This window comes from Paracoccus sp. MC1862 (assembly GCF_016617715.1).
Classification (GTDB): domain Bacteria; phylum Pseudomonadota; class Alphaproteobacteria; order Rhodobacterales; family Rhodobacteraceae; genus Paracoccus.
In genome coordinates this window covers 1,785,129-1,805,692 of the sequence record NZ_CP067225.1, presented here as the reverse complement: position 1 = coordinate 1,805,692, position 20,564 = coordinate 1,785,129, and the positions used below count along the sequence as shown (strand labels likewise).

At 68.8% G+C, this 20,564-nt stretch carries 21 protein-coding genes; 14 read left to right on the top strand and 7 right to left on the bottom strand.

The genetic code is table 11. The features are described 5' to 3' along the window. Genes JGR78_RS08945 through JGR78_RS08920 form a run of 6 tightly spaced genes read right to left on the bottom strand, consistent with a single transcriptional unit; the run spans position 1 to position 6,759 of the window. Positions 1 to 1,086, bottom strand: a complete 1,086-nt coding sequence (locus JGR78_RS08945; protein ID WP_182802796.1) for a glycosyltransferase — start codon at positions 1,084 to 1,086, stop codon at positions 1 to 3. Continuing rightward, entirely contained in the window at positions 1,083 to 2,174 is a 1,092-nt protein-coding gene (locus JGR78_RS08940; protein WP_182802794.1) for a glycosyltransferase, read from the bottom strand. The genes JGR78_RS08945 and JGR78_RS08940 overlap by 4 nt, the downstream gene beginning before the upstream one ends. Continuing rightward, positions 2,171 to 3,280, bottom strand: coding sequence for a glycosyltransferase (locus JGR78_RS08935; RefSeq protein WP_182802791.1), 1,110 nt, complete (start codon positions 3,278 to 3,280; stop codon positions 2,171 to 2,173). Before JGR78_RS08935 ends, JGR78_RS08940 begins: the two co-directional genes overlap by 4 nt. Beyond that, positions 3,277 to 4,512, bottom strand: coding sequence for a glycosyltransferase family 4 protein (locus JGR78_RS08930; protein ID WP_200559278.1), 1,236 nt, complete (start codon positions 4,510 to 4,512; stop codon positions 3,277 to 3,279). Before JGR78_RS08930 ends, JGR78_RS08935 begins: the two co-directional genes overlap by 4 nt. Positions 4,513 to 4,537: 25 nt before the next feature. Beyond that, complete coding sequence (locus tag JGR78_RS08925; protein WP_234450697.1) at positions 4,538 to 5,644, bottom strand: SDR family NAD(P)-dependent oxidoreductase; 1,107 nt, start codon at positions 5,642 to 5,644, stop codon at positions 4,538 to 4,540. Beyond that, positions 5,641 to 6,759 (bottom strand): SDR family NAD(P)-dependent oxidoreductase, encoded by a 1,119-nt coding sequence (locus JGR78_RS08920; RefSeq protein WP_234450696.1) that lies wholly within the window; start codon positions 6,757 to 6,759, stop codon positions 5,641 to 5,643. The genes JGR78_RS08925 and JGR78_RS08920 overlap by 4 nt, the downstream gene beginning before the upstream one ends. A 132-nt stretch (positions 6,760 to 6,891) precedes the next feature. On the opposite strand from JGR78_RS08920, the gene JGR78_RS08915 reads away from it, so the two are divergent. Genes JGR78_RS08915 through JGR78_RS08900 form a run of 4 tightly spaced genes read left to right on the top strand, consistent with a single transcriptional unit; the run spans position 6,892 to position 10,326 of the window. Next, positions 6,892 to 7,485, top strand: coding sequence for a histidine phosphatase family protein (locus JGR78_RS08915; RefSeq protein ID WP_182790512.1), 594 nt, complete (start codon positions 6,892 to 6,894; stop codon positions 7,483 to 7,485). Positions 7,486 to 7,496: 11 nt separating this feature from the next. Beyond that, positions 7,497 to 8,261 carry a TIGR04290 family methyltransferase gene (locus JGR78_RS08910; protein WP_182802786.1) on the top strand — a complete coding sequence of 255 codons (765 nt, stop codon included), beginning with the start codon at positions 7,497 to 7,499 and terminating at the stop codon, positions 8,259 to 8,261. Then, positions 8,258 to 9,190 carry a glycosyl hydrolase gene (locus tag JGR78_RS08905; RefSeq protein WP_182802784.1) on the top strand — a complete coding sequence of 311 codons (933 nt, stop codon included), beginning with the start codon at positions 8,258 to 8,260 and terminating at the stop codon, positions 9,188 to 9,190. The genes JGR78_RS08910 and JGR78_RS08905 overlap by 4 nt, the downstream gene beginning before the upstream one ends. Before the next feature lie 11 nt (positions 9,191 to 9,201). Further along, positions 9,202 to 10,326 carry an inositol-3-phosphate synthase gene (locus tag JGR78_RS08900; RefSeq protein ID WP_234450695.1) on the top strand — a complete coding sequence of 375 codons (1,125 nt, stop codon included), beginning with the start codon at positions 9,202 to 9,204 and terminating at the stop codon, positions 10,324 to 10,326. On the opposite strand, the gene JGR78_RS08895 is transcribed toward JGR78_RS08900, so the two are convergent. After that, positions 10,266 to 10,877, bottom strand: coding sequence for a DUF1003 domain-containing protein (locus JGR78_RS08895; protein ID WP_182790509.1), 612 nt, complete (start codon positions 10,875 to 10,877; stop codon positions 10,266 to 10,268). The two genes, JGR78_RS08900 and JGR78_RS08895, sit on opposite strands and share 61 nt — an antisense overlap. A gap of 83 nt (positions 10,878 to 10,960) precedes the next feature. Here JGR78_RS08895 and JGR78_RS08890 point away from each other — a divergent pair, with 83 nt between their 5' ends. The 10 genes from JGR78_RS08890 (at position 10,961) to JGR78_RS08845 (ending at position 20,215) form a co-directional block, all read left to right on the top strand. Beyond that, a complete protein-coding gene (locus tag JGR78_RS08890) occupies positions 10,961 to 11,926 on the top strand; it encodes a zinc-binding dehydrogenase (protein WP_234450694.1) in 966 nt (321 codons plus the stop codon). 115 nt (positions 11,927 to 12,041) lie between these two features. Further along, positions 12,042 to 13,025 (top strand): Gfo/Idh/MocA family protein, encoded by a 984-nt coding sequence (locus JGR78_RS08885; protein WP_182802780.1) that lies wholly within the window; start codon positions 12,042 to 12,044, stop codon positions 13,023 to 13,025. Then, positions 13,026 to 14,081, top strand: a complete 1,056-nt coding sequence (locus JGR78_RS08880) for a polysaccharide pyruvyl transferase family protein (RefSeq protein WP_182790507.1) — start codon at positions 13,026 to 13,028, stop codon at positions 14,079 to 14,081. 83 nt (positions 14,082 to 14,164) lie between these two features. Beyond that, on the top strand, positions 14,165 to 15,463 hold the full coding sequence (locus JGR78_RS08875) for a Coenzyme F420 hydrogenase/dehydrogenase, beta subunit C-terminal domain (protein ID WP_182802777.1): 1,299 nt from the start codon (positions 14,165 to 14,167) through the stop codon (positions 15,461 to 15,463). A gap of 496 nt (positions 15,464 to 15,959) precedes the next feature. Next, positions 15,960 to 16,625, top strand: a complete 666-nt coding sequence (locus JGR78_RS08870) for an amino acid ABC transporter permease (RefSeq protein ID WP_182802775.1) — start codon at positions 15,960 to 15,962, stop codon at positions 16,623 to 16,625. Between the two features lie 10 nt (positions 16,626 to 16,635). Beyond that, entirely contained in the window at positions 16,636 to 17,283 is a 648-nt protein-coding gene (locus tag JGR78_RS08865) for an amino acid ABC transporter permease (protein ID WP_182802773.1), read from the top strand. Positions 17,284 to 17,308: 25 nt separating this feature from the next. Beyond that, complete coding sequence (locus tag JGR78_RS08860; protein WP_182802771.1) at positions 17,309 to 18,118, top strand: transporter substrate-binding domain-containing protein; 810 nt, start codon at positions 17,309 to 17,311, stop codon at positions 18,116 to 18,118. A gap of 45 nt (positions 18,119 to 18,163) precedes the next feature. Further along, the gene (gene aroQ, locus JGR78_RS08855; protein ID WP_182790502.1) at positions 18,164 to 18,604 is read left to right on the top strand and encodes a type II 3-dehydroquinate dehydratase; all 441 of its coding nucleotides are present in this window, start codon (positions 18,164 to 18,166) and stop codon (positions 18,602 to 18,604) included. Positions 18,605 to 18,608: 4 nt separating this feature from the next. Then, the gene (locus JGR78_RS08850; protein ID WP_182802769.1) at positions 18,609 to 19,355 is read left to right on the top strand and encodes an amino acid ABC transporter ATP-binding protein; all 747 of its coding nucleotides are present in this window, start codon (positions 18,609 to 18,611) and stop codon (positions 19,353 to 19,355) included. Beyond that, positions 19,355 to 20,215 (top strand): shikimate dehydrogenase, encoded by an 861-nt coding sequence (locus JGR78_RS08845; RefSeq protein WP_234450693.1) that lies wholly within the window; start codon positions 19,355 to 19,357, stop codon positions 20,213 to 20,215. Before JGR78_RS08850 ends, JGR78_RS08845 begins: the two co-directional genes overlap by 1 nt. Positions 20,216 to 20,564 lie beyond the last annotated feature (349 nt).

Genomic DNA, 20,564 nt, shown 5'->3' with positions numbered 1-20,564 from the left:
TCATCCCTCCGCTGTTTCGACGTGCCGGGCTGCGGCCTTGTGAGCCGCCGCCTCGGCCAGATGCGCTTCCAGTTCCGCCGCCCGGTGGTCGGACGAATGCGCATCCTCGATCCGCGCTCGCGCCGCCCGGCCCATGGCCCCGGCGTCGCCGTCCAGCGCGGTCAGCACGCAGGCAGCGCCGTCGGCCAGCACGATCTCGGACCCCGGACGGAACAGCGTCTCGATCCCGTCCCACTTGTCCGAGATGATGGGCGTGGCGCAGGCGCCCGCCTCGAACAGCCGGACCGAGGGCGACCAGCCCGCGCGGATCATGTCGGCCCGCGTCACGTTCAGGGCGAAGCGGCTGGCCGAATAGAAGGCGGCATGGTCGGCGGGCGGGCAATGCTCGATCCGCTCGACGTTTTCCGGCCATTCGATGGTCGCGGGATACTGCGGCCCTGCCACGACAAAGCGCAGGTCAGGCCGGTGGCGGGCGGGGTCCAGCAGCAGCCGCTCCAGTGTGGGCTGGCGATCGTCGCTGTAGGTGCCGAGGTAGGAGAGATCCCAGCGCTTGGGCACCTCGCGCAGGCCGTAGAGATCCAGGTCCACCGAGCAATAGAGCGCCCGCGCCATGGACGCGCGGTAATGCCGTTCGATATGCCGCAGGGTCGGGCCGCCGGTAAAGGAAAGATAGACGTCGAAGCCGGGGATGACCTCGGGCGAGAGATACTCGTGGTCGCCCCGTTCCAGCTTCGCCAGCGTGACCGGCGTGTCGATGTCGTAGAAAGCCGTCGTGCCGCGTGCCCGCGACTGGACGTGGCGCGAGACCTCGACACCCTCGGGGACGTAGGAGCCGACGATGACGGCATCCGCCGCCGCGATCTCGTCCCGCCAGCGGTCGAGCCCGGCAAGGTGCGCGTAGAACTCCAGCCGGCACCAGTCGGGGTCGGTCAGATCGCGCTGGCTGGCATACCAGGGCACATCGCGCTCAAGGAACAGCACCTCGTGCCCTCGGCGGGCGAAGGACTTGAGCAGCGCCCGGAAGGTGGTCGCATGGCCGTTCCCCCAAGAGGACGACAGCGACAGGCCAAGGACGACCAGCTTCATGCCCGCGCCTCCTCGGGTTGCCGCGCATGGGCCTTGAACAGCGCGTCCACCTGAGCGCCGCGCAGGGCATAGCTGTGTTCGGCCTTGACCCGCGCCAGCGCGGCCTGGCCGATGTCCTTCGCGCGCTCGGGCGTGAGGGTGGCGAGATGGTCGGCCACGTCCTGCCCGTCGCGGGCGACCAGCACCTCGGAGTTCGGGGTCAGGAACAGCTCGATCCCTTCCCAGGCGTCGGTGATGAGGCAGGCGGCCGCGCCCGCCGCCTCGAAGACGCGGGTGGCGGGGGAAAAGCCCACGTTCGCCATGCTGTCGCGGGCGACGTTCAGGACGGCCAGAGGCGTGCAGTTGAAGGCGTTGTGCTCGGTCGTATAGACGTGGCCCAGATGGCGGACGTTGCCGGGCATCTCTTTGGTTTCCCAGCCGTTTCCTCCGATAAGAAAGCTGCGTTCGGGCAGCATCGCGGCGGGCTTGAGGAGGAACTCTTCCACCCGCGCCTCTCGATCCGGCAGGCGGTTGCCGAGAAAGGCGAGGTCCGAGGCGAAGCGCGGATCGGCGGGCGCAGGGTGGTGCGTGGCGGGGTCGAGCGCGTTGTAGACCGGCTCACAGAGCTTCGCGCCGAAGCCGCGATAGGCCTCCACCACCGGCGGGCCGCCGCCATAGGTCAGCACCATGTCGAGGCCGGGCAGCGCGCGGCGCACGGGATGGCTGTCGTCGGCGCGCATCTCGTCCAGCGTGGCGGCGGCGTCCACGTCCCAGAAGATTTTCAGGGCGCCGGGGCGGGCCTGGGCGATCACGCCCTCCAGCAGCTCGCGGTCGAAGACGCCGACGCCGTTGGCCTTGACCACGATGTCAGCGTCCCCTGCCTCGGCCAGCACGCCGCGCATGGCGTCCTCGGTCGCCGGATAGACGACCGAGCGGCACCAGTCCGGCGGGTCGATGTCGCGGTGCTTCTGGCGGTCGAAGGCGTCGGGCTCGTAGAAGGTGATCCCGTAGCCGCGCCTGGCGAGTTCCCCGAGGATGCCGCGGTAATAGGTGGCCGCACCGTTCCAGTAGGACGACAGCAGGCTTGATCCGTAGAATGCGATCTTCATGCCGCAGAGGCTCCGTGGTTGAGGCCGAGCATCGCGGCGATGGAGAGGAGTTCCCGCGCGCGATGGGCGCAGGTGTGGCGGGCGCGGATGGTATCCAGTCCATGCGCCACAAGCGAAGCGCGCAGGGCAGGGTCGTTCGAGAGATCGCGCAGATGGGCGGTCATTTTCGCGCCGTCTTGGGCGAACAGGAAGTCTCGGCCGGGATGGAACAGGTTTTCGCTGTCCTGCCACGGGGCCGAGACAAGGGGGATGCCGCAGGCCAGCGCCTCGAAGACGCGGATGGTGGGGATGCCGGGCAGCATCGTAGTGTAGAAGCGGCGCGGCACGTGGACTGTCGCCATGTGGCGCGAGAAGATCCCCGGCGCTGCGGCATTCGGTGCCCAGCCGTGATAGCGGACGCCGTAGCGGTCCAGCGTCGCCAAGGCTTCGGCCGGATAGCGGACGCCGTAAATGTCGAGCGGAAGGTTTGCGTCCCGCGCGGGGCGGAACAGGAAGCTTTCCAGTTCCTCGGTCCGCTCGCCATCGCCCCAGTTGCCGATCCAGACAAGGCCCTCTCGTCCGGTTTCCTCAGCCGGCGGGTGGAACAGCCTTGTGTCGGCGGCCTCGTGCCATGTCCAGACGCGGTCGCCCCAACCCCAGCGGCGATAGACTTCGGACAACGTTTCCCCAAAGGCCAGCACGCCGTCGAAGCCGGACAGGTCGAAGGCGCGGATCGCATCCGGGTCGCTGACCGCGCGGTGATGGGTGTCGTGGAACAGCAGCCTGAACCGGGCGCCGCCCTTGCGGGCCTTGCCGAGCGTTGCCGCCAGCGAGGGATTGTTCCATTCATGGACGATCACCAGATCGGCGTTGCCCGCCAGTTCCACCGGATCGGCGGCGGGATCGTAGGTCTCGACCGTCAGTTCGGGATAGTTCCGGCGGAAGGGCTCCAGCCCCTCCTGCCCGTGGTCGCGCAAAAGGTTGTCGAGGCTCCAGGCGCCCTCCGGCTCCAGCGCGTGGACATGGTGGCCAAGCGCAGCCAGGTCCCGCAGCACGCCGCGCAGGAAATGGGCGTTGCCGTGGTTCCAGCAGCTTTGCAGCGAATGGGTGAAATAGACGATCTTCATGCGGCTTTGTCCTTGGCCGAAAGGAGGTCGCGGTAGATGCCGGACATCTCTGCGGCCATCGCGGCGGGGGTGTAGCGGGCGGCACGCTGCCGGGCGGCCTGACCAAGCGCCGCATGGCGCGCGGGATCGGACAGCAGCGCGGCGATGGCCTTGGTGAAGCCTGCGGCGTCACCGGGGCTGACGAAGGTGGCGGCACCGTCCCAGAGTTCGCGAAACGTCGGGATGTTGGACAGCACCAGCGGGCAGCCCGCCTGCGCAGCTTCCAGCACGGCAAGGCCGAAGGGCTCGAACCGGGCGGCGCTGACAAAGACCGGGCGGCGTGAAAGCCAATGGGCGATCTGGTCGGCGGGCAGGGGACCGGTGGCTTGCAGATGCGCGGGCGTCACCGTCGCGCCATGCGGCGCACGGGTGGCGCCGATGGCGATGAAGGGCGCGTCCAGCAGCGCGGCGGCGGCGTCGAGGGTGGCCGTATCCTTCACCTCGTCCCACAGCCGCCCGATCGTCAGCGCGCCGTGGAAAGGATGGGGGGCGCCGAGGGGCAGGCACGGCGCGCCATGGGCAGGCCGAGCGCCGGACAAGGAGCGCAGGGGGGTGCGGCCGTGCAAACCGGTTTTGCCCCCCGTCGGCATGGACGTTTCACGACCGGGTCCAGCCTTCGGCATCACCGGCAAGGACCCTGCGCCGCTGAAATCGCCCTGCGGTATCGTCGGCAGAGCCAGTTGCGTGCGGCCGTTGTGGACGGCCGTCGGCGTCACGGTCAGGCCATAGCGGCAGGCGGTCGCCTCGGCATAGGCGCGAGTCGGGGCGACCACCCGATCCGCCGCGCGCAGGCCTTGGCCCACCAGTTCCGGCAGCCAGGCCAGCGCCGGCTCCACGGGACCGCCGCGCGCGGCGTCCCACCAGGTGCCGAGGCAGCCGTGGTTCACCGCAACGACCGGCTGGGCAAAACGCGCCGCGGCCAGCGCGGGCGTGTTCAGGTGCACCACATCCGCGCCCATCTCGCAGGCGAGCCGCGCGATGGCGTCAGCCGCCGCCAGCACCGGCGCGGGGCCGTCGCTGAGCCAGTCGAGCGGCAGGCCGGTGTCCACCAGCCGCACGACCGCGACCTCGGCTGCCGCGCGCTGGTCCGTATCCGCCATAGGGCCGAGGACAGCCAGCACGACCTCGGCGTCCAGCGCCGAGGCCAGTTCCAGCGAATACTGCCAGACGCCGCCGACCGCGTCGGTGCTCATCAGCACCCGCATCATCCGCGCCCCGTCATGCCGACTGCGCCAGCGCGTCGCGCCGGTCCAGAGGGCTGCCCACGGGCAGGTTGATCCCGCCCTCGGCCGCGAGCCATTGCGCGAGCCGGGTCACGCCCTCCTGCCAGTCCACCTTGGGCGACAGGCCCAGCGCCTTTTCCGCCGCGCGGGTGTCGGCGACGAAATAACGCTGGTCGCCCGCGCGCCAGTCGGAAAAATGGATGTCCACGGGCCGGTCGATGATCCGGCCCACGAACTCCAGAAGCTGCCGCAGGCTGACCGCGTTCTGCGGGCCCCCGCCGAGGTTGAAGACGCGGCCCGAAACTTCCTCGATCCGGTCCCACGCGGCGAGATAGGCTTCCACGGCGTTCGACACGTCGAGGATGTCGCGGACCTGGCAGCCGTCCCCGTAAAGGGTGATCTGCTGACCCTTGAGCGCGCGGATCAGGAAATGGGCGACCCAGCCCTGATCCTCGGTCCCCATCTGGCGCTGGCCATAGATGCAGGACATCCGCAACACGCAGGTGGGCACGCCGTAGCTGCGGGCATAGTCCAGCACATACTGGTCCGCCGCGCCCTTGGAACAGCCATAGGGCGTGTGGAAGTCCAGCGGGCGGACCTCGCCGATGCCAGAGGCGCGGACGTCGCTGTCGGTGGGCTGGTAGGCTGCGCCCTCCAGCGCGAAGTCGAGGTCGGCGAGGTCGCCATAGACCTTGTTGGTCGAGGCGAAGATCAGCGGCGTGCCGTCACCCTTGGCGCGCAGGGCCTCCAGCAGGTTGACGGTGCCGATCAGGTTGATCGTCATGTCCTCGACGGGTTCCACCATGCTGGTGGTCACAGCGACCTGGGCGGCGAGGTGGAAGACCGCCTTCGCCTCGCGCGCCCCCGCCGCCATGCGGGCACCGTCGCGGATGTCGGACTGAATATGCTCGATCCGGTCGCCATGGCGGCTCTGCAGCCAGGACAGGTTGCGTTCCACCCCCGGCCGGCTCATCGCGTCATAGACGATGACCCGGTGCCCGTCCGACGCCAGCCGGTCCGCGAGGTTCGAGCCGATGAAGCCCGCCCCTCCGGTGACCAGCACCGGGCGCGGATCGGCGGCGGGATCGGTCCGCCCCGTCACGCCACCAGCCCGCGCTTGTCGAGTTCGGCGCGCATCTTTTCGACATTGTCCACGGCGGTCTGGCTCGCGACCCATTCGGCCAGTTCCGCCAAGCCTTCGCGGAAGTCGGTGTCGGCGCGGAAGCCCAGCGTCTCGGCGGCCAACGTTGTGTCGCAGAAGCAGTGGCGGATGTCGCCGATGCGGGCCTTGCCGATGATCAGCGGTTCCAGGTCGTTGCGGCCCATCGCGCGGCCCAGTTCCTGCGCGACCTCGGTCACGGAACGGTCGTGGCCCGAGCCGATGTTGAAGGTGCCGCCCGCCGCTTGGGGCAGCGACAGCGCCTCGGCGAAGGCGCGGGCGACATCGGACACATGGACGAAGTCGCGGCGCTGCTCGCCATCCTCGAAGATCATCGGCGCCTGGCCGTTCAGATAGCGCGAGGCGAAGATCGCGAGGACGCCCGTATAGGGGTTCGACAGCGCCTGTCCGGGGCCGAAGACGTTGAACAGCCGCAGGCACACGCCCTCGATCCCGTAGGGAGCGGACATGATGTGGGTCGTGCGTTCCTGCACGAACTTGTTCAGCGCATAGATCGAGGCGAGGTTCGGGCGCTTCCATTCCGGGGTGGCCACAGGTGTCAAGGGACGGCCCTGCGCGTCGGTCGGGTCCCATTGCTTCAGGCCGTCGCGAATGCCCTCGCGCTCGGCGTCTTCCACCATCTGGCCGTTGGCGTCGCGGTAAAGCCCCTCGCCGTAGATCGACATCGACGACGCGGTGACCACACGCCGCACGGGGTTGTCGATCAGTTTCTCGAACAGGACTGCGGTGCCGACGTCGTTGGTCGAGGTATACCGCTCGACCTCATACATCGACTGGCCGACGCCAACCTCGGCCGCGAGGTGCACAACGCTGTCCACGCCCTTCAGCGCACGGGCCACGGCGTCCTTGTCGCGCACGTCGCCCTGGATGAACTCGGCGTCCTTGTTCAGCGCATCGGGGCGTCCTGCGCCCTCGCCATGGACCTGCGGGATCAGGGCGTCCAGCACGCGGACCTGGTGGCCGCGCCGCAGCAGTTCATCCGCGACGAAGCGGCCAATGAACCCTGCGCCGCCGGTGATCAGAACCTTTTCCAACACGTCCCCCGTTGATCTTTGAGAAATTGAAGCGGTCTCAAGTCCGTGATGTAAAGCCGTCATGAGACTTGGGTTCCATCATCTTCTTCATCTTTGTTGCTTGACAGGCGCGCGGCCTGTCCGGGTTGGTCCGGCATGAGCCTTCTGGTGGGACTGGTCCGCCACGGCGCGCATGACGACCTTGGCGCATGGCTGAGCGGGCGGACCCGCGACGTCGCGCTGAACGCCATGGGGCGAGAGGAGACGCTGGCGCTGGCGCGTCGCCTCGCCGGGCGGGGCGTGGCGGCGATCACCGCCAGCCCCCGGCGGCGGACGGTGGAAACGGCGGACATCCTCGGCGCGGGGCTGAACCTGACGCCCCTCCTGGCCCCCGACCTGGACGAGATCGACTTCGGCAACTGGTCGGGCCGGCGTTTCGCCGATCTGGACGGCGACCCGGATTGGAACCGCTGGAACGCGGCCCGCGCCACTGCCCTCACGCCGGGAGGCGAGACGATGGCCGGGGCCGTGGCGCGCGCCATGCGCCACATCGACCACCTCGCGGGGCAGGGGTGCGGGCCGGTGCTGTGCGTCAGCCATTGCGACGTGATCCGGGGGGTGATCGCGCAGGTGCTGGGGCTTTCGCTCGACCATCTGCTGCGGTTCGAGATCGCCCCCGCCTCGGTCAGTTGGCTGATGGCGCATGGACATGGCGCGGGTCATGTCCTAACCGTTAACGGCCCTGCCTGACGGAACGGTTGATGAACGCAACGCAGATCGCAAAGCGAATCGAGGGGCTTGGCCCGTGGTTCCAGAACCTCGACCTGAACGGTGTCCGCACCGCGCCCGAGCATTTCCTGGGCGATTACCCTGCCGACAAGTTCGCCCGCTTCGCGCATCTGATCCCCGCCGACCTGACGGGAAAGACCGTCCTCGACATCGGCTGCAACGCCGGTTTCTACAGCTTCGAGATGCGCAGGCGGGGTGCCGCCCGCGTCCTCGGGATCGACAGCGACCCCCGCTATCTGGCGCAGGCGCGCCTTGCGGCCGAGGTGCTGGGCGATGGTGTCGAGTTCCGGCAGATGGGCGTCTATGACGTGGCGGCCTTGGGGGAACGCTTCGATCTCGTGATCTTTATGGGGGTGCTTTACCACCTGCGCCACCCGCTGCTGGCGCTGGACCTGATCCGCGAATACGTCGCGGGCGATATGATGCTGTTCCAGACCCTGACGCGCGGCCCCGAGACGGTGGCCGTGCCCGCCGAGGACTATGACTTCAGCGAGGACGCCCATTTCCAGCAGCCCGACTGGCCCCGCATGACCTTCATCGAGGGCAAGTGGGCCAATGATTGGACCAACTGGTGGGTGCCGAACCGCGCGGGGGTCGAGGCGATGCTGCGCGCCTCGGGCTTCGCCGTCGAGGATGGTCCCGCCGACGAGGTTTACCTCTGCCGCACCGCAAAGGTGCCTTTCGCCGAATACGGACCGCATGCGGTCTATCCCAGCCAAGGAGACGCCGCGCGATGATCGAAGCCGCGATGATCTGGAACGAGCCGAACAACAAGTCCCATTGGGACCCCGAACTTGACCCGGACTGGTCGCAATTCGGGCGCTGCGTGACGCTCGCGGGGCAGGCGATCAAGCAGGCGAACCCGGCGGTGACGCGGGTGCTGGGCGGCATGTCCCCGATCGACCCGCTGTGGGTGCAGCGGATGGAAGGGCACGGCGCGCTGGACCATGTGGACGTGGTCGCGGTCCACGGCTTTCCGCTGGACTGGAACCTGTGGCAGATCCACGAATGGCCCGCCAAGGTGGCCGAGATCGAGGCCGTGACGGACAAGCCCGTCTGGGTCACCGAGGTCGGCGTAGGCTCCTTCGGCGCCGAGGAAGTGCAGGTCTTCGGCGTCCAGAAAACTGCCGAACTTCTGGTCGGCCGCGTCCCCCGCATCTTCTGGTATTCGCTGTTCGACCTGCCGCAGGAATGGGGCGCGACGACCCGCCACCGCGAGGCCGAGGGGTCGTCCTACTACCGCCATTTCTACATGGGCCTGATCCGCGCCGACGGCACCCCCAAGCCGGGGCTTTCGGCCTATGAGCCTTACGCCGCCGACATAGGGCTGATGCAATGGTTCCACTATCAGGACCCGCGCCTTGACGATGCCGTGGCCTGGATGAATCGGCTGGGCGTCCGACACCTGCGCACCGGCCTGTCCTGGGCTGACAGCTTCCGCCCCGACGCTTTGGGCTGGTTCGACCGGCAGATGGAGGCGCTGGCCGATTTCGACACCACCGTCACCTTCTGCTTCACGCCCGAGCATCTCGGCCCCGGCGCGCATCACACCAGCCCGCCGCATGATCCGCAGCAATTCGCGGATTTCTGCGCCGCGATGATCGAACGATATGCGCCTGCCCGTGTTGAGGCGACGCCGCCCGCGTTTCAGCCTGCCCTGACCTGAAGGCCCTCCGCATGAAAGACGCCCACATGCCGATCAACATCGCCATCATCGGGGTCGGCAACTGCGCCAGTTCGCTGGTGCAGGGACTGACCCACTATGCCGGGCGCAACGATGCCTCGGGGCTGATGCATCACAGCCTCGGAGGCTATCGTCCGGACGACATCCGCGTGGTCGCCGCATGGGACATCGACGCCCGCAAGGTCGGCCGCGACGTGGCGCAGGCGATCTTCGCACCCCCGAATTGCACGGCCGTCTTTGCGCCCGAGGTGCCGGAAACGGGGGCCGTGGTGCGCATGGGCCGCATCCTCGATGGCGTGGCCGAGCACATGGCCGACCACCCTGACGCGCGGACCTTCCTGCCCTCGGACGCGCCCGAGCCGTCGCGCGAGGAGGTCGTGGCGGTCCTGCGCAAGGCGGGGGTGGACGTGCTGCTGAACTACCTGCCCGTGGGCAGCCAGAAGGCGACCGAGTTCTACGCCGAATGCGCGCTGGAAGCCGGCGTGGCCTTCGTCAACAACATCCCCGTCTTCATCGCCTCGGACCCGGTCTGGGCGGACCGCTTCCAGAAGGCGGGCGTCCCGGTGATCGGCGACGACATCAAGGCCCAGCTTGGCGCGACCATCGTCCACCGCGTGCTGACGGACCTGTTCGCCAAGCGCGGCGTCAAGCTGTGCCGCACCTACCAGTTGAACACCGGTGGCAACACCGACTTCCTGAACATGGCCAGTCGCAAGCGGCTGGAAAGCAAGAAGATTTCCAAGACCGAGGCGGTGCAGGCCGTTGCCGCCACCCGCATCGCCGACGAGAACATCCACGTCGGCCCCTCGGATTACGTGGCGTGGCAGAACGACAACAAGGTGTGCTTCCTGCGGATGGAGGGCGAGCTGTTCGGCGGCGTCCCCATGAACCTTGAACTGCGGCTGTCGGTCGAGGACAGCCCGAACTCGGCCGGGGTCGCCATCGACATGATCCGCTGCGCTGCCATCGCCCGCGACCGAGGGCTGAGCGGCCCGGTCCTCGCGCCCGCCGCGTATTTCTGCAAGCACCCGCCGCGGCAGATGACCGACGACGAGGCCTATGAGGCGGTCGAGGCCTTCATCGCGGAAGATCGGCCCGTGGCGGTCCCCGCATCGTGACGGGCGGGATGGCCGGGCGCGCCGCCGTCCCCCTCGATATCTTCCAGCGCGTCCAGCACCTGTTCGGGATCGACGTTCTTCTCGACCTCCTCGGCGGCTTCCTCGTCGATCGGAACCTCCAGCTTCTCGGCCATCCGGTGGATGACGGTGGCAAGCTTGGTCAGCTCGTCCTCGGTCAAAAGGCTGACATGCAGGGTGAAGTCGGCGCGGGCGTCGGCGCGCTGTTCTTCGCGCCGCTGGTTCATCAGGACGAAAAGCGACAGGAAAATGGCCTCGACCGAGGCGAACGATCCGATCAGCCCCAGGCCCTCGCCGATGGGGACGGGAACGGGGATCAGGTCCGTCAGGATCAGCAGCGCGCCGCCGTAGAAGGCGAGGTGCAGCAGGATGAAGGCCATCGAGCCCGCGACCTTGGTGATCCATTCGGCTATGCGGTCGCTCAGCGAGGCTGCCGCGTCTTCCTGCCGGCGGCGGGCGACCAGCCGGGCAATGTTGCTGGTCAGTTGCTCCTTCATGCCGTCGCCGGGGGGAACGGGGTCTTTTCGATCCATGACGGCCTCGCCAACTGTGCCACCGATAAGGGGCGGGGCAGCAAGCCGGTTCCGGGCGTTGATTTTGTTGCGGATGATCGCAGATGACCCAGACCATGCGCGCGGCGGTCCTTGAAGGACCGGGGCGGTTTTCCCTGGCCGAGGTGCCGGTGCCCCGGCCGGGTCCCGGCGAGGTTCTGATCCGGCTGGAAGGCTGCGGCGTCTGCGCCTCGAACGTCGAGCCTTGGGAGGGCCAGCCCTGGTCCACATGGCCGGGTGCCCCGGGCGGCATGGGCCATGAAGGCTGGGGCCGGATCGCGGCTGTGGGCGAGGGGGTCGAGGAACTGTCGATCGGCCGGCGGGTGACGGCGCTGACGGAACGCTCCTATGCCGAATACGACGTTGCGCCAGCCGAGATGGTGGTGCCGTTGCCCGCCGCTTTGGACGGGATGCCGGTTCCGGGGGAACCCGTTGCCTGCGCCATGAACATCCTTGCCCGGTCCGACGTGCGCCCTGGCCGGACGGTGGCGATCGTCGGCGTAGGCTTCCTGGGCGCGATCCTGACGCGGCTGGCCACCGACGCGGGCGCGCGGGTGATCGCCGTGTCGCGCCGGGCCGAGACGCTTGATCTCGCGCGCCGGATGGGCGCTGCCGAGACCATCACGATGGACGATCACTGGCGCATCATCGAGGACGTGCGCCGCCTGACCGATGGCCGCATGGCCGAGCGCGTGATCGAATGCGTGGGCAAGCAGTGGCCGCTGGACCTTGCGGGGGAACTCGTGGCCGAGGGCGGGCGTCTGGTGATCGCGGGTTATCACCAAAACGGGCCGCGGCAGGTCAACATGCAGATGTGGAACTGGAAGGGCATCGACATCGCCAGCGCGCATGAGCGTGACGCAGGCGTCCGCGTGGCGGGGTTGCGGGCGGCGGTCGAGGCGCTGGCCTCGGGCCGGCTGGACCTTGGGCCGCTGTTGACGGGGACCTATGCGCTGGACGATCTGGGCGAGGCGCTGGCCGCCACCCGCGACAAGCCGGGCGCCTTCGTGAAGGCATGGGTGGCGCTGTGAGCCGTCCGCTCGATCCATTGTCGGGGATGCTGGCGGCCCTGCGCCAGAGGGCGCGGGGTGAAGACGCCGCAACTGCCGCCACCTCGGGAAGCACGACACCGAAGCGGATGGCACCATGAGGCCGCGCTTGGGCTTCTTGGGAACCGGCTGGATCGGGCGGCATCGGATGGCGGCGCTGGCCGAGGCCGGGCTGGCCGAGATCGTCGCGGTGGCCGAGACAGACGATACCAGCGCCGCCGAGGCGCTGGCGCTCGCCCCCGGCGCGCGACGGGTCGAGGGGCTGAACGCGCTGCTTGGCTCCGACATCGACGCGGTGGTCATCGCCACCCCCAGCGCGGCCCATGCCGAACAGTCCATCGCGGCGCTTCAGGCGGGCAAGGCCGTGTTCTGCCAGAAGCCGCTGGGCCGCACCGGCCCAGAAGTCTCCAAGGTGGTGGAGGCCGCCCGGCGCGTCGACCGGCTGCTTGGCGTGGACCTGTCCTATCGCCAGACCGCTGCAATGGGGGCGATCCGGCCCCTGCTGGATGCGGGCAGCCTGGGCCATGTCTTCGGCGTGGACGTGACCTTCCACAACGGCTGGGGCCCGGACAAGCCGTGGTTCTATGATCCCGCGCTTTCGGGCGGCGGCTGCGTCGTGGACCTTGGCGTCCACCTGATCGACCTTGCGCTGTGGTCGCTCGGCTGGCCCGAGGTCCAAGGCGTCGAAAGCCGCCTTTACGCCAAGGGCGCGCCCTTGGCCGATCCCGCGGCCCAGGTCGAGGATTACGCCGTCGCCACGCTGGACCTTGCGGGCAGGACCGTGGTGCGGCTCGCCTGTTCCTGGGGGTTGCAGGCCGGGCGCGAGGCGGTGATCGCGGCCGAGTTCTACGGCACCGAAGGCGGGGCATCCCTGCGTAACGTCAACGGCTCGTTCTACGACCTGCGGGCCGAGCGGCATCACCATATCCGCGCCGAATCCCTTGCCGAACCCCCGGACGACTGGGGCGGTCGCGCGGCTGTGGACTGGCTGACGCGGCTGGCCCAAGGGGCGCGCTTCGACGACGAGGCGCGGCATCTGGTGACGGTCGCGCGGGTGATCGACCGGATCTACGGCCGATAGATGCGGGTCGGCGTCCTGACCTTCCACCGCTGCATCAACTACGGCAGCTATTGGCAGGCCCGCTGCCTGGTCGAGGCTATCGCCGCGCGGGGGCATGACGCTGTGCTGCTGGACCACCACTCCTGCGAAGTGACCTCGCGCGAGTGGCGCTATGCCTTCCAGCCGCTGACGCCGCAGCGGTCCCCGCGCGCGGATGTGGCGCAATACGGGCGCAAGCTGCGGAAATTTCTTGACGCCTTCCAGGCGCTGCCGCTGTCGGCACCCTTCGACCTGGAGGCCCCCGAGGCGATGCTGCCGGTGGACCTGGCTGTGATCGGCAGCGACGAGGTGCTGAACCTCTCGCATCCCTGGTATGGCGGCAAGCCCGTCTTCTGGGGCGAGGGGATCGCAGCCCTGCGCGTCGTGACCTATGCCGCGAGCTTCGGCAACTACGCCGCCGGTTTCATCGAGCCGCAGTGGATGGAACGCCTGCGCAATCTGGACGCGATCTCGGTGCGCGATGACAACAGTCGGGAGCTGGTGGCGGGGGCCACGGGGCAGGAACCCGCGATGGTTCTGGACCCCGTGCTGCTGAACCCGCCCCGCGTCGAGGCGGCATGGGGGCCGCCCTACCTGCTGGTCTATGGCCACCACGTCCCCGACTGGTTCGCCGCCCGCGTGCAGAATTCCGCCCGCGCGCGCGGCTTCCGGACGATCAGCGTCGGCTATCGCAACGACTGGGCGGACGAGCAGCGGCTCGACGCCGGGCCGCAGGAGTTCGCGGCGCTGGTGGCGGGGGCCGAGGCCGTCGCCACGACCTATTTCCACGGCTGCTGCTTTGCGCTGGTGAACGGCAAGCCGCTGGTCTGCGCGCCCTCGGATTACCGCTGGACCAAGGTCCGCGACCTGACCGCGCTGCTGGGGGCGGAACGGCACCTGACCTTCGAGGACCGCGACCCCGCCGATGTCACCGCGCTGCTGGCCGAGCCGGTCTCGGACGCCATTCAGGCGCGGATCGCGGACCTGCGGGCGCAGTCGGCGGCATGGCTCGACGCGGCGCTGGCGGGACGGGCATGACGCAGGCGCTCAGCCCTGCGCAGATCGTCCGCTCGGGCCTTTGCATCGGGTGCGGGGCCTGCGCTTCGGGCGCAGACGCAACCATGACGTGGGACGACTACGGCCAGTTGAAGCCCGCCGGCCCCGCCACCCACAGGCGCAGTGAGGGTTTTGCCCAACTCTGCCCCTTCTCGCCCGAGGCCGCAGACGAGGATCAGATCGCCGCCGCCCGCTTCCCCGAGGCCCCGCATCACGACGCCCGCCTGGGCCGTTACATCTCCTGCCATGTGGGTGCCGCTGCCGAGCCGCCCTTCCGCGAAGGCGGCAGTTCCGGCGGCATGGTGAGCTGGGTCGCGGCCGAGCTGATGCGGCGGGGCGAGATCGACGGCGTGCTGCACGTCCATCCGGGTGCGCCGGGCCAGCCCTTCTTTGGCTACCGCATCAGCCGGTCTCAGGACGAACTGCTCGCCGGCGCCCGGTCGCGCTATCACCCCATCCACCTGGCTGCCGTGCTGGATCAGGTCCGCGCCACCCCGGGCCGTTATGCGGTGGTGGGCATCCCCTGCTTCATCAAGGCGGTGCATCTGGCCTGCGCGCAGGACGCGGTGCTGGCGGAACGGATCACGCATTTCCTCGGCCTTTTCTGCGGCCACATGAAAAGTGCGCGCTTCGTGCAGAGCTTTGCCTGGCAGTTGGGCGTGGACCATGACCGGGTGCGCGCCGTCGAATACCGGCTGAAGGACGCGAACCGGCCTGCGAACTGGTATACGGCGCATCTGACACTGGACGACGGCTCGACTGTCCAGAACGAATGGTTCCACCTCGCCGACGGCGACTGGGGCGCGGGGTATTTCCAGAACCCGGCCTGCAACTTCTGCGACGACGTGGTGGCGGAAACGGCCGACGTCAGCTTCGGCGATGCCTGGGTCGAGCCCTATTCCTCGGACGGGCGGGGGACCAATGTCATGGTCGTGCGCGCGCCTCTGGTCCAGCGCCTGATTGACGAGGGTCAGGCCGAGGGGCGACTGGACCTGCAGCAGGTCGATGCCGATTTCGTGGCGGGCACCCAAGCGGCGGGGTTCCGGCAAAGGCGCGAGGGGCTGGCCTATCGCCTGACATGGGCGAAGCGCGGCATCCGGCCGGTGAAGCGCGTGACGCCCTCGGCCAAGGGGATCGGCTGGCGCCGCAAGCTGGTTTACCGCACCCGCGCGGCGATCAGCCGGGGATCGCACCGGATGGCCTGGCTCGCCGCCCGAACGGGGCGGCCGCAGGTTTATCTGGCCTGGGCGCGCCGGGCCTATGCGGTCTACGAGGGGCTGACCTATCACCGGGGCCGGCTCGCGCCGCTGTTCGACCGGATGGAGCGGATGCGGGGCCGGGGGCAAAAGAATGAGGGCGGGTAGCCCCTGTCGAGTTTCGGCAGGACCATGCCCGGCGTGCTGACGCCCATGAATATCCTGAGCCCGCCTCGTGCGGTCCTGATCCGCCCGGTTGCCTGACGGACCGGGGGGCGGACGCACTCCCTCAAAGGATGCGAAGGGATGAAGCGGCTTTCCCCGGAACGGCGCTCACTGATCCTGTCGCAGTTCCAGCCGCAGTCCCGGCAGTCCGACCCATTGGCCGGCCAGGCGGCGACTGGAAGGTCTGCGGCGACGGTGTCGGCTTCCGCATTGACGTGGTGATGAAGCGCCTGTCCGTTCCGCCGCCGTGCCGGTCCACTGGCGGCAATGGCTCGCCTGCAAGGGGTGTAAACGGCGCTTCGGGATCGGGATGCCCGCATCGTCCATGACCGTCGCAATGGCGGTTTGCGGAAAGCAATGTCTTTGACCTTGCGCCCCCGCCTCGCGCATATGTGGCCGGCAGGGAACGCGCCGGACGCGCGGGGAAGAAAGAACGCCGATGGTGCAACTCGACTTCGGGGTGGTGCTGGAACGCTGGCCGCAACTGGCCTGGGGCACGCTGGGGACGATCTGGCTTGCGCTGGCCGGCATGGGGCTGGCGCTGGCGATCGGCATCGGCGGCGTCGCGGTCCTTCGCAGCCGCAGCCGGATCGGCCATGCCATCGTCCGCACCTTCGTCGAGGTTATCCGCAACACGCCCTTTCTTGTGCAGATCTTCTTCATCTTCTTCGCCCTGCCGCTGGCGGGCATCCGGCTGAACCCGACCGCGACGGCCATCGTGGCCCTCGGCCTCAACGGCGGTGCCTATGCGGTCGAGATCATCCGCGGCGGCGTCGAGGCGATTCCGCAGGGCCAGACCGAAGCGGGGCTGGCCTTGGGCCTGCGCCGGTCCGAGGTCTTCCGCTTCATCATCCTCAGGCCCGCGATGCGGTCGATCTATCCTTCCCTCGTCAGCCAGTTCATCATGCTGACGCTGACGACATCCATCGCCACCTCGATTTCCGCCTTTGAACTCACCTCGGTCGCGCAGCGGATCGACGGCGACACCTTCCGCACCTTCGAGGTCTATTTCACCATCACCGTCATCTACCTTGGCGTGTCCTGGCTGATGATGCTGATGTTCGCCGCCGTAGGCCGCCGCGCCTTCGCCTGGCCGTCGCGCTGAGGGCACCGCGATGATCGGACCACAGGAGCTTGCCTTCCTCGGCCGCGGGTTGATGTGGACTCTGGCGCTGACCGCCATCGGCTTCACCGGAGGCATCCTTTTCGGCTTTCTCGTGGCACTGGCGCGGGTCTCGCCGATACGCTGGCTGTCGGCGCTTGCGGCGGGCTGGATCGCCATCTTCCAGGGCACGCCGCTGCTGATGCAACTGTTCGTGGTCTATTTCGGCCTGCCGCTGCTGGGGTTCAGCCCGCCCGCCTGGGGCGCGGTGGCGGTGGCGCTGACAGCGCACGCCTCGGCCTTCCTGGGCGAGATCTGGCGCGGCGGCATCCAGGCCGTGCCCAGGGGGCAGTCTGAAGCCGCCCATGCGCTGGGCCTCGGCTACGCCTCGCTCATGCGGGACGTGATCCTGCCGCAGGCGCTGCGACTGTCCCTGCCCGCGACCATCGGCTTTCTGGTGCAACTGCTCAAGGGCACGTCACTGGCGGCCATCGTGGGCTTCATCGAACTGACGCGGGCGGGCCAGATCGTGTCCAACCAGACCTTCCGTCCCTTGCTGGTGTTCGGCATCGTCGGGCTGGTCTATTTCGCGCTGTGCTGGCCCCTGTCGATGTGGGGTCGGCGGATGGAAAGACGGCTCGCGGCCGCAACCGCGCGCTGAGATATAACAAACGGGAGGAAGAACCATGTTCTCAAGACTGCTTTCCGGCACCGCGCTGATGGCCGCGCTTGCCCTGCCGCTGGCGGCCCAGGCCCGCACGGTCGAGGAGGCAAAGGCCTCGGGCACGATCCGCGTCGGCATCCAGGGCGACAACTGCCCCTGGGGGTGCATCAACTCGGCCGGCCAGGCGGACGGCTTCGACGCCGACATGGGCCGCGCCTTTGCGGAATACCTGGGCGTCGAGGCCGAGTTCGTGCCGCTGCAGGTCGCGAACCGCATCCCGGCGCTGACCACCGACAAGGTGGACGTGCTGTTCGCCACCATGGGGATGACGGCGGAACGCGCCCAGTCGATCCAGTATTCGCGCCCCTATGCCGCCAACCAGCTTTCGGTCGTGGCGCCGAAAGAGATGGCGGCGGCCAGCGGCGCGGACCTCGCCGGCAAGCGTGTGGGCGTCCCCCGCGCCGCAGCGCAGGACACCGCGCTGACCGCCGAGGCGCCCGAGGCCAACATCCTGCGCTTCGACGACGACGCGGCGACGATCCAGGCGCTGCTGTCGGGGCAGGTGGATGCGGTCGGCGGCAACCAGATCTACATCCAGCGGCTGGAAGCCGCGCGTCCGGGCGTCTACGAGAACAAGATGCCGCTGACTGCGCTTTACAACGGCGCCGGCAGCCGGCTGGGCGAGACCGACTGGAACGAGGCGCTGAACGGCTTCCTGGAAAGCCACATGATTTCGGACGCCTACAAGGCGACCTATGACAAGTGGATGCAGCTTTCCCCGCCCGACTTCCCGGCCGAAATGGACGGCATCCCCTATACCGTCACGCAGTAACGCTTTCGCCCGGCGCCCCGGCGCCGGGCATCACCCGAGGACGCCATGCCCCGCACCATCTTCATCCTGAACGGACCCAACCTGAACCTGCTCGGCAAGCGCGAGCCCGAGATCTACGGCCACGAGACGCTGGCCGACGTCGAACGCGACTGCGCTCGCCTCGCCGCCGATCTGGACCTCGACATCCGCTTCCTGCAATCGAACCACGAGGGGCAACTGATCGACTGGATCCATCAGGCGCGCGAGAAAGCAGCGGGCATCGTCATCAACCCCGGCGCCTTCACCCATACCTCCATCGCGATCCTCGACGCGCTGAACGCCTTTGCCGGGCCGGTGATCGAGGTCCATGTCTCGAACGTCCACCAGCGCGAAAGCTTCCGCCATCATTCCTATGTCAGCCTGCGCGCGAACGGGGTGATCGTGGGCTGCGGGACGGAAGGCTACCGCCTTGGCCTGCGGCGGCTGGCCTCGCTGACCGGGGCGTGACGCCATGCCGGACGACATCCTGATCAGCATGGAGCGGGTGGAGAAATACTACGGCGACTTCCACGCCCTGCGGAACGTGAACCTTTCCGTCCGGCGGGGCGAGAAGATCGTGCTCTGCGGGCCATCCGGTTCGGGCAAGTCCACCCTGATCCGCTGCATCAACCACCTTGAGCCGATCCACGCGGGCCGCATCGTGGTGGACGGCACGGAACTGACCGACAACCCGCAGGCCATCGACCGGGTGCGGCGCGAGGTCGGCATGGTCTTCCAGCAGTTCAACCTGTTCCCGCACATGACCGTGCTGGAAAACTGCATGCTGGCCCCCATGCGCGTCCGCCGCGTGTCGAAACCCGAGGCCGAGGCGACCGCCCGCCGCTATCTCGACCGCGTCCGCATCGGCGACCAGGCGGGCAAGTATCCCGCGCAGCTTTCCGGCGGCCAGCAGCAGCGCGTCGCCATCGCCCGCGCGCTCTGCATGAAGCCGATCGCCATGCTGTTCGACGAGCCGACCTCGGCGTTGGACCCCGAGATGGTCAAGGAGGTTCTGGATACCATGATCGGGTTGGCGAATGACGGCATGACGATGATCTGCGTCACCCACGAGATGGGCTTCGCCCGGCAGGTCGCCGACCGGGTGATCTTCATGTCCGACGGCCGGATCATCGAGGAGAACGCGCCCGAGGCCTTCTTCCGCAACCCCCGCCACGAACGCACCCGCGCCTTCCTGGGCGAGATCCTGGCGCATCACTGATGGACGCGGCCCTTCCGACCATGCCCCTGATCTCGGGGCGGACCGCGCTGGTGGCGCATCTCGGTTATCCGACCGAGAGCTTCAAGGCGCCGATGATCTACAACCCGTGGTTCGGCGCCCGCGGCATCGACGCGGTGGTGGTGCCCATGGGCGTGAAACCCGAGGACTACCCGGCCTTCCTGCCGCTGGTCTTCCGTCTGTCGAACATCCGTGGTGCGCTTGTGACGATGCCCCACAAGGTCAGGACGATGGGCCTTGTGGATCATGTGACCCCCACTGCCGCCATCGCCGGGGCTGCCAATGCGGTGCGGGCCGAGGCGGACGGGCGGCTCACCGCCGACCAGTTCGACGGCGAGGGCTTCGTGCGCGGCGTCCTGCGCAAAGGCCAGTCCATCGAGGGCCGCCGCGCGCTGGTCGTCGGCTGCGGGGGGGTGGGCCGCGCGATCGCGGCCTCGCTGGCGCGGGCAGGGGCGGCGGAACTGGCGCTGTATGACCCGGACCGCGCGGGGATGGAGGCGCTGGCCAGGCGGCTGGCCGCGCATTACCCGGCGCTGCGGCTGACGCCGGGCCGGAATGATCCGGCGGGCTTTGACATCGTGGTGAACGCGACGCCTCTGGGGATGCGTCCTGGCGATCCGCTGCCGCTGGACGTTGAGCGCATCGACCCCTCGGCCTTCGTGGGCGAGGTGGTGCTGAGTTCCGGGATGACGCCCTTCCTGCGGGCGGCGGCCGCGCGGGGCTGCCGGTACCAGGTCGGGACCGACATGCTGTTCGAGATGATCCCGGCCTATCTGGAGTTCTTCGGCCTCGGCACCGCCACCGCCGGGGAACTGCGGGCGACCGCGCAGATCGCCTGTTGAGGAAGCGATCCCGCCCGCGCGCAACCCTGCGCCGCGCGTTGGGGGCGGCGCTGCGCTCGGGCACTCCCGCCTGCGAGGACCCTGTCGCAGCGTTCAGCCTCTGGCGCTTGAGGCGGCGGCGGGGACTGCCTGTCGCGGCACTCCCGCCTGCCCGTGAAAGCCCCCGCCATCAGGGGTGCCGCGTCCAGCCCCGCGCGCTTCCAGCGACAGCGCAGACCGCTTGTTCGGACACTCCGGCCTGCCGGCACGCTCCTGCTGTCACGGGCGCCGCCTGTTGCCTCTCGCGCCTCGGGTGAGGGCGTGCTGACGCTGGCGGCGGGTTGCCTTGCCGCATCGCTGCGGCTGATCC

Coding starts and splice junctions, on each gene's coding strand:
- JGR78_RS08885 (WP_182802780.1), top strand. CDS start 12,042: ATGAGGCCGCGCTTGGGCTTCTTGGGAACCGGCTGGATCGGGCGGCAT.
- JGR78_RS08890 (WP_234450694.1), top strand. CDS start 10,961: ATGACCCAGACCATGCGCGCGGCGGTCCTTGAAGGACCGGGGCGGTTT.
- JGR78_RS08930 (WP_200559278.1), bottom strand. CDS start 4,512: ATGAGCACCGACGCGGTCGGCGGCGTCTGGCAGTATTCGCTGGAACTG.
- JGR78_RS08910 (WP_182802786.1), top strand. CDS start 7,497: ATGAACGCAACGCAGATCGCAAAGCGAATCGAGGGGCTTGGCCCGTGG.
- JGR78_RS08945 (WP_182802796.1), bottom strand. CDS start 1,086: ATGAAGCTGGTCGTCCTTGGCCTGTCGCTGTCGTCCTCTTGGGGGAAC.
- JGR78_RS08940 (WP_182802794.1), bottom strand. CDS start 2,174: ATGAAGATCGCATTCTACGGATCAAGCCTGCTGTCGTCCTACTGGAAC.
- JGR78_RS08850 (WP_182802769.1), top strand. CDS start 18,609: ATGCCGGACGACATCCTGATCAGCATGGAGCGGGTGGAGAAATACTAC.
- JGR78_RS08860 (WP_182802771.1), top strand. CDS start 17,309: ATGTTCTCAAGACTGCTTTCCGGCACCGCGCTGATGGCCGCGCTTGCC.
- JGR78_RS08935 (WP_182802791.1), bottom strand. CDS start 3,280: ATGAAGATCGTCTATTTCACCCATTCGCTGCAAAGCTGCTGGAACCAC.
- JGR78_RS08905 (WP_182802784.1), top strand. CDS start 8,258: ATGATCGAAGCCGCGATGATCTGGAACGAGCCGAACAACAAGTCCCAT.
- JGR78_RS08895 (WP_182790509.1), bottom strand. CDS start 10,877: ATGGATCGAAAAGACCCCGTTCCCCCCGGCGACGGCATGAAGGAGCAA.
- JGR78_RS08915 (WP_182790512.1), top strand. CDS start 6,892: ATGAGCCTTCTGGTGGGACTGGTCCGCCACGGCGCGCATGACGACCTT.
- JGR78_RS08875 (WP_182802777.1), top strand. CDS start 14,165: ATGACGTGGGACGACTACGGCCAGTTGAAGCCCGCCGGCCCCGCCACC.
- JGR78_RS08880 (WP_182790507.1), top strand. CDS start 13,026: ATGCGGGTCGGCGTCCTGACCTTCCACCGCTGCATCAACTACGGCAGC.
- JGR78_RS08845 (WP_234450693.1), top strand. CDS start 19,355: ATGGACGCGGCCCTTCCGACCATGCCCCTGATCTCGGGGCGGACCGCG.
- JGR78_RS08870 (WP_182802775.1), top strand. CDS start 15,960: ATGGTGCAACTCGACTTCGGGGTGGTGCTGGAACGCTGGCCGCAACTG.
- JGR78_RS08865 (WP_182802773.1), top strand. CDS start 16,636: ATGATCGGACCACAGGAGCTTGCCTTCCTCGGCCGCGGGTTGATGTGG.
- aroQ (WP_182790502.1), top strand. CDS start 18,164: ATGCCCCGCACCATCTTCATCCTGAACGGACCCAACCTGAACCTGCTC.
- JGR78_RS08900 (WP_234450695.1), top strand. CDS start 9,202: ATGAAAGACGCCCACATGCCGATCAACATCGCCATCATCGGGGTCGGC.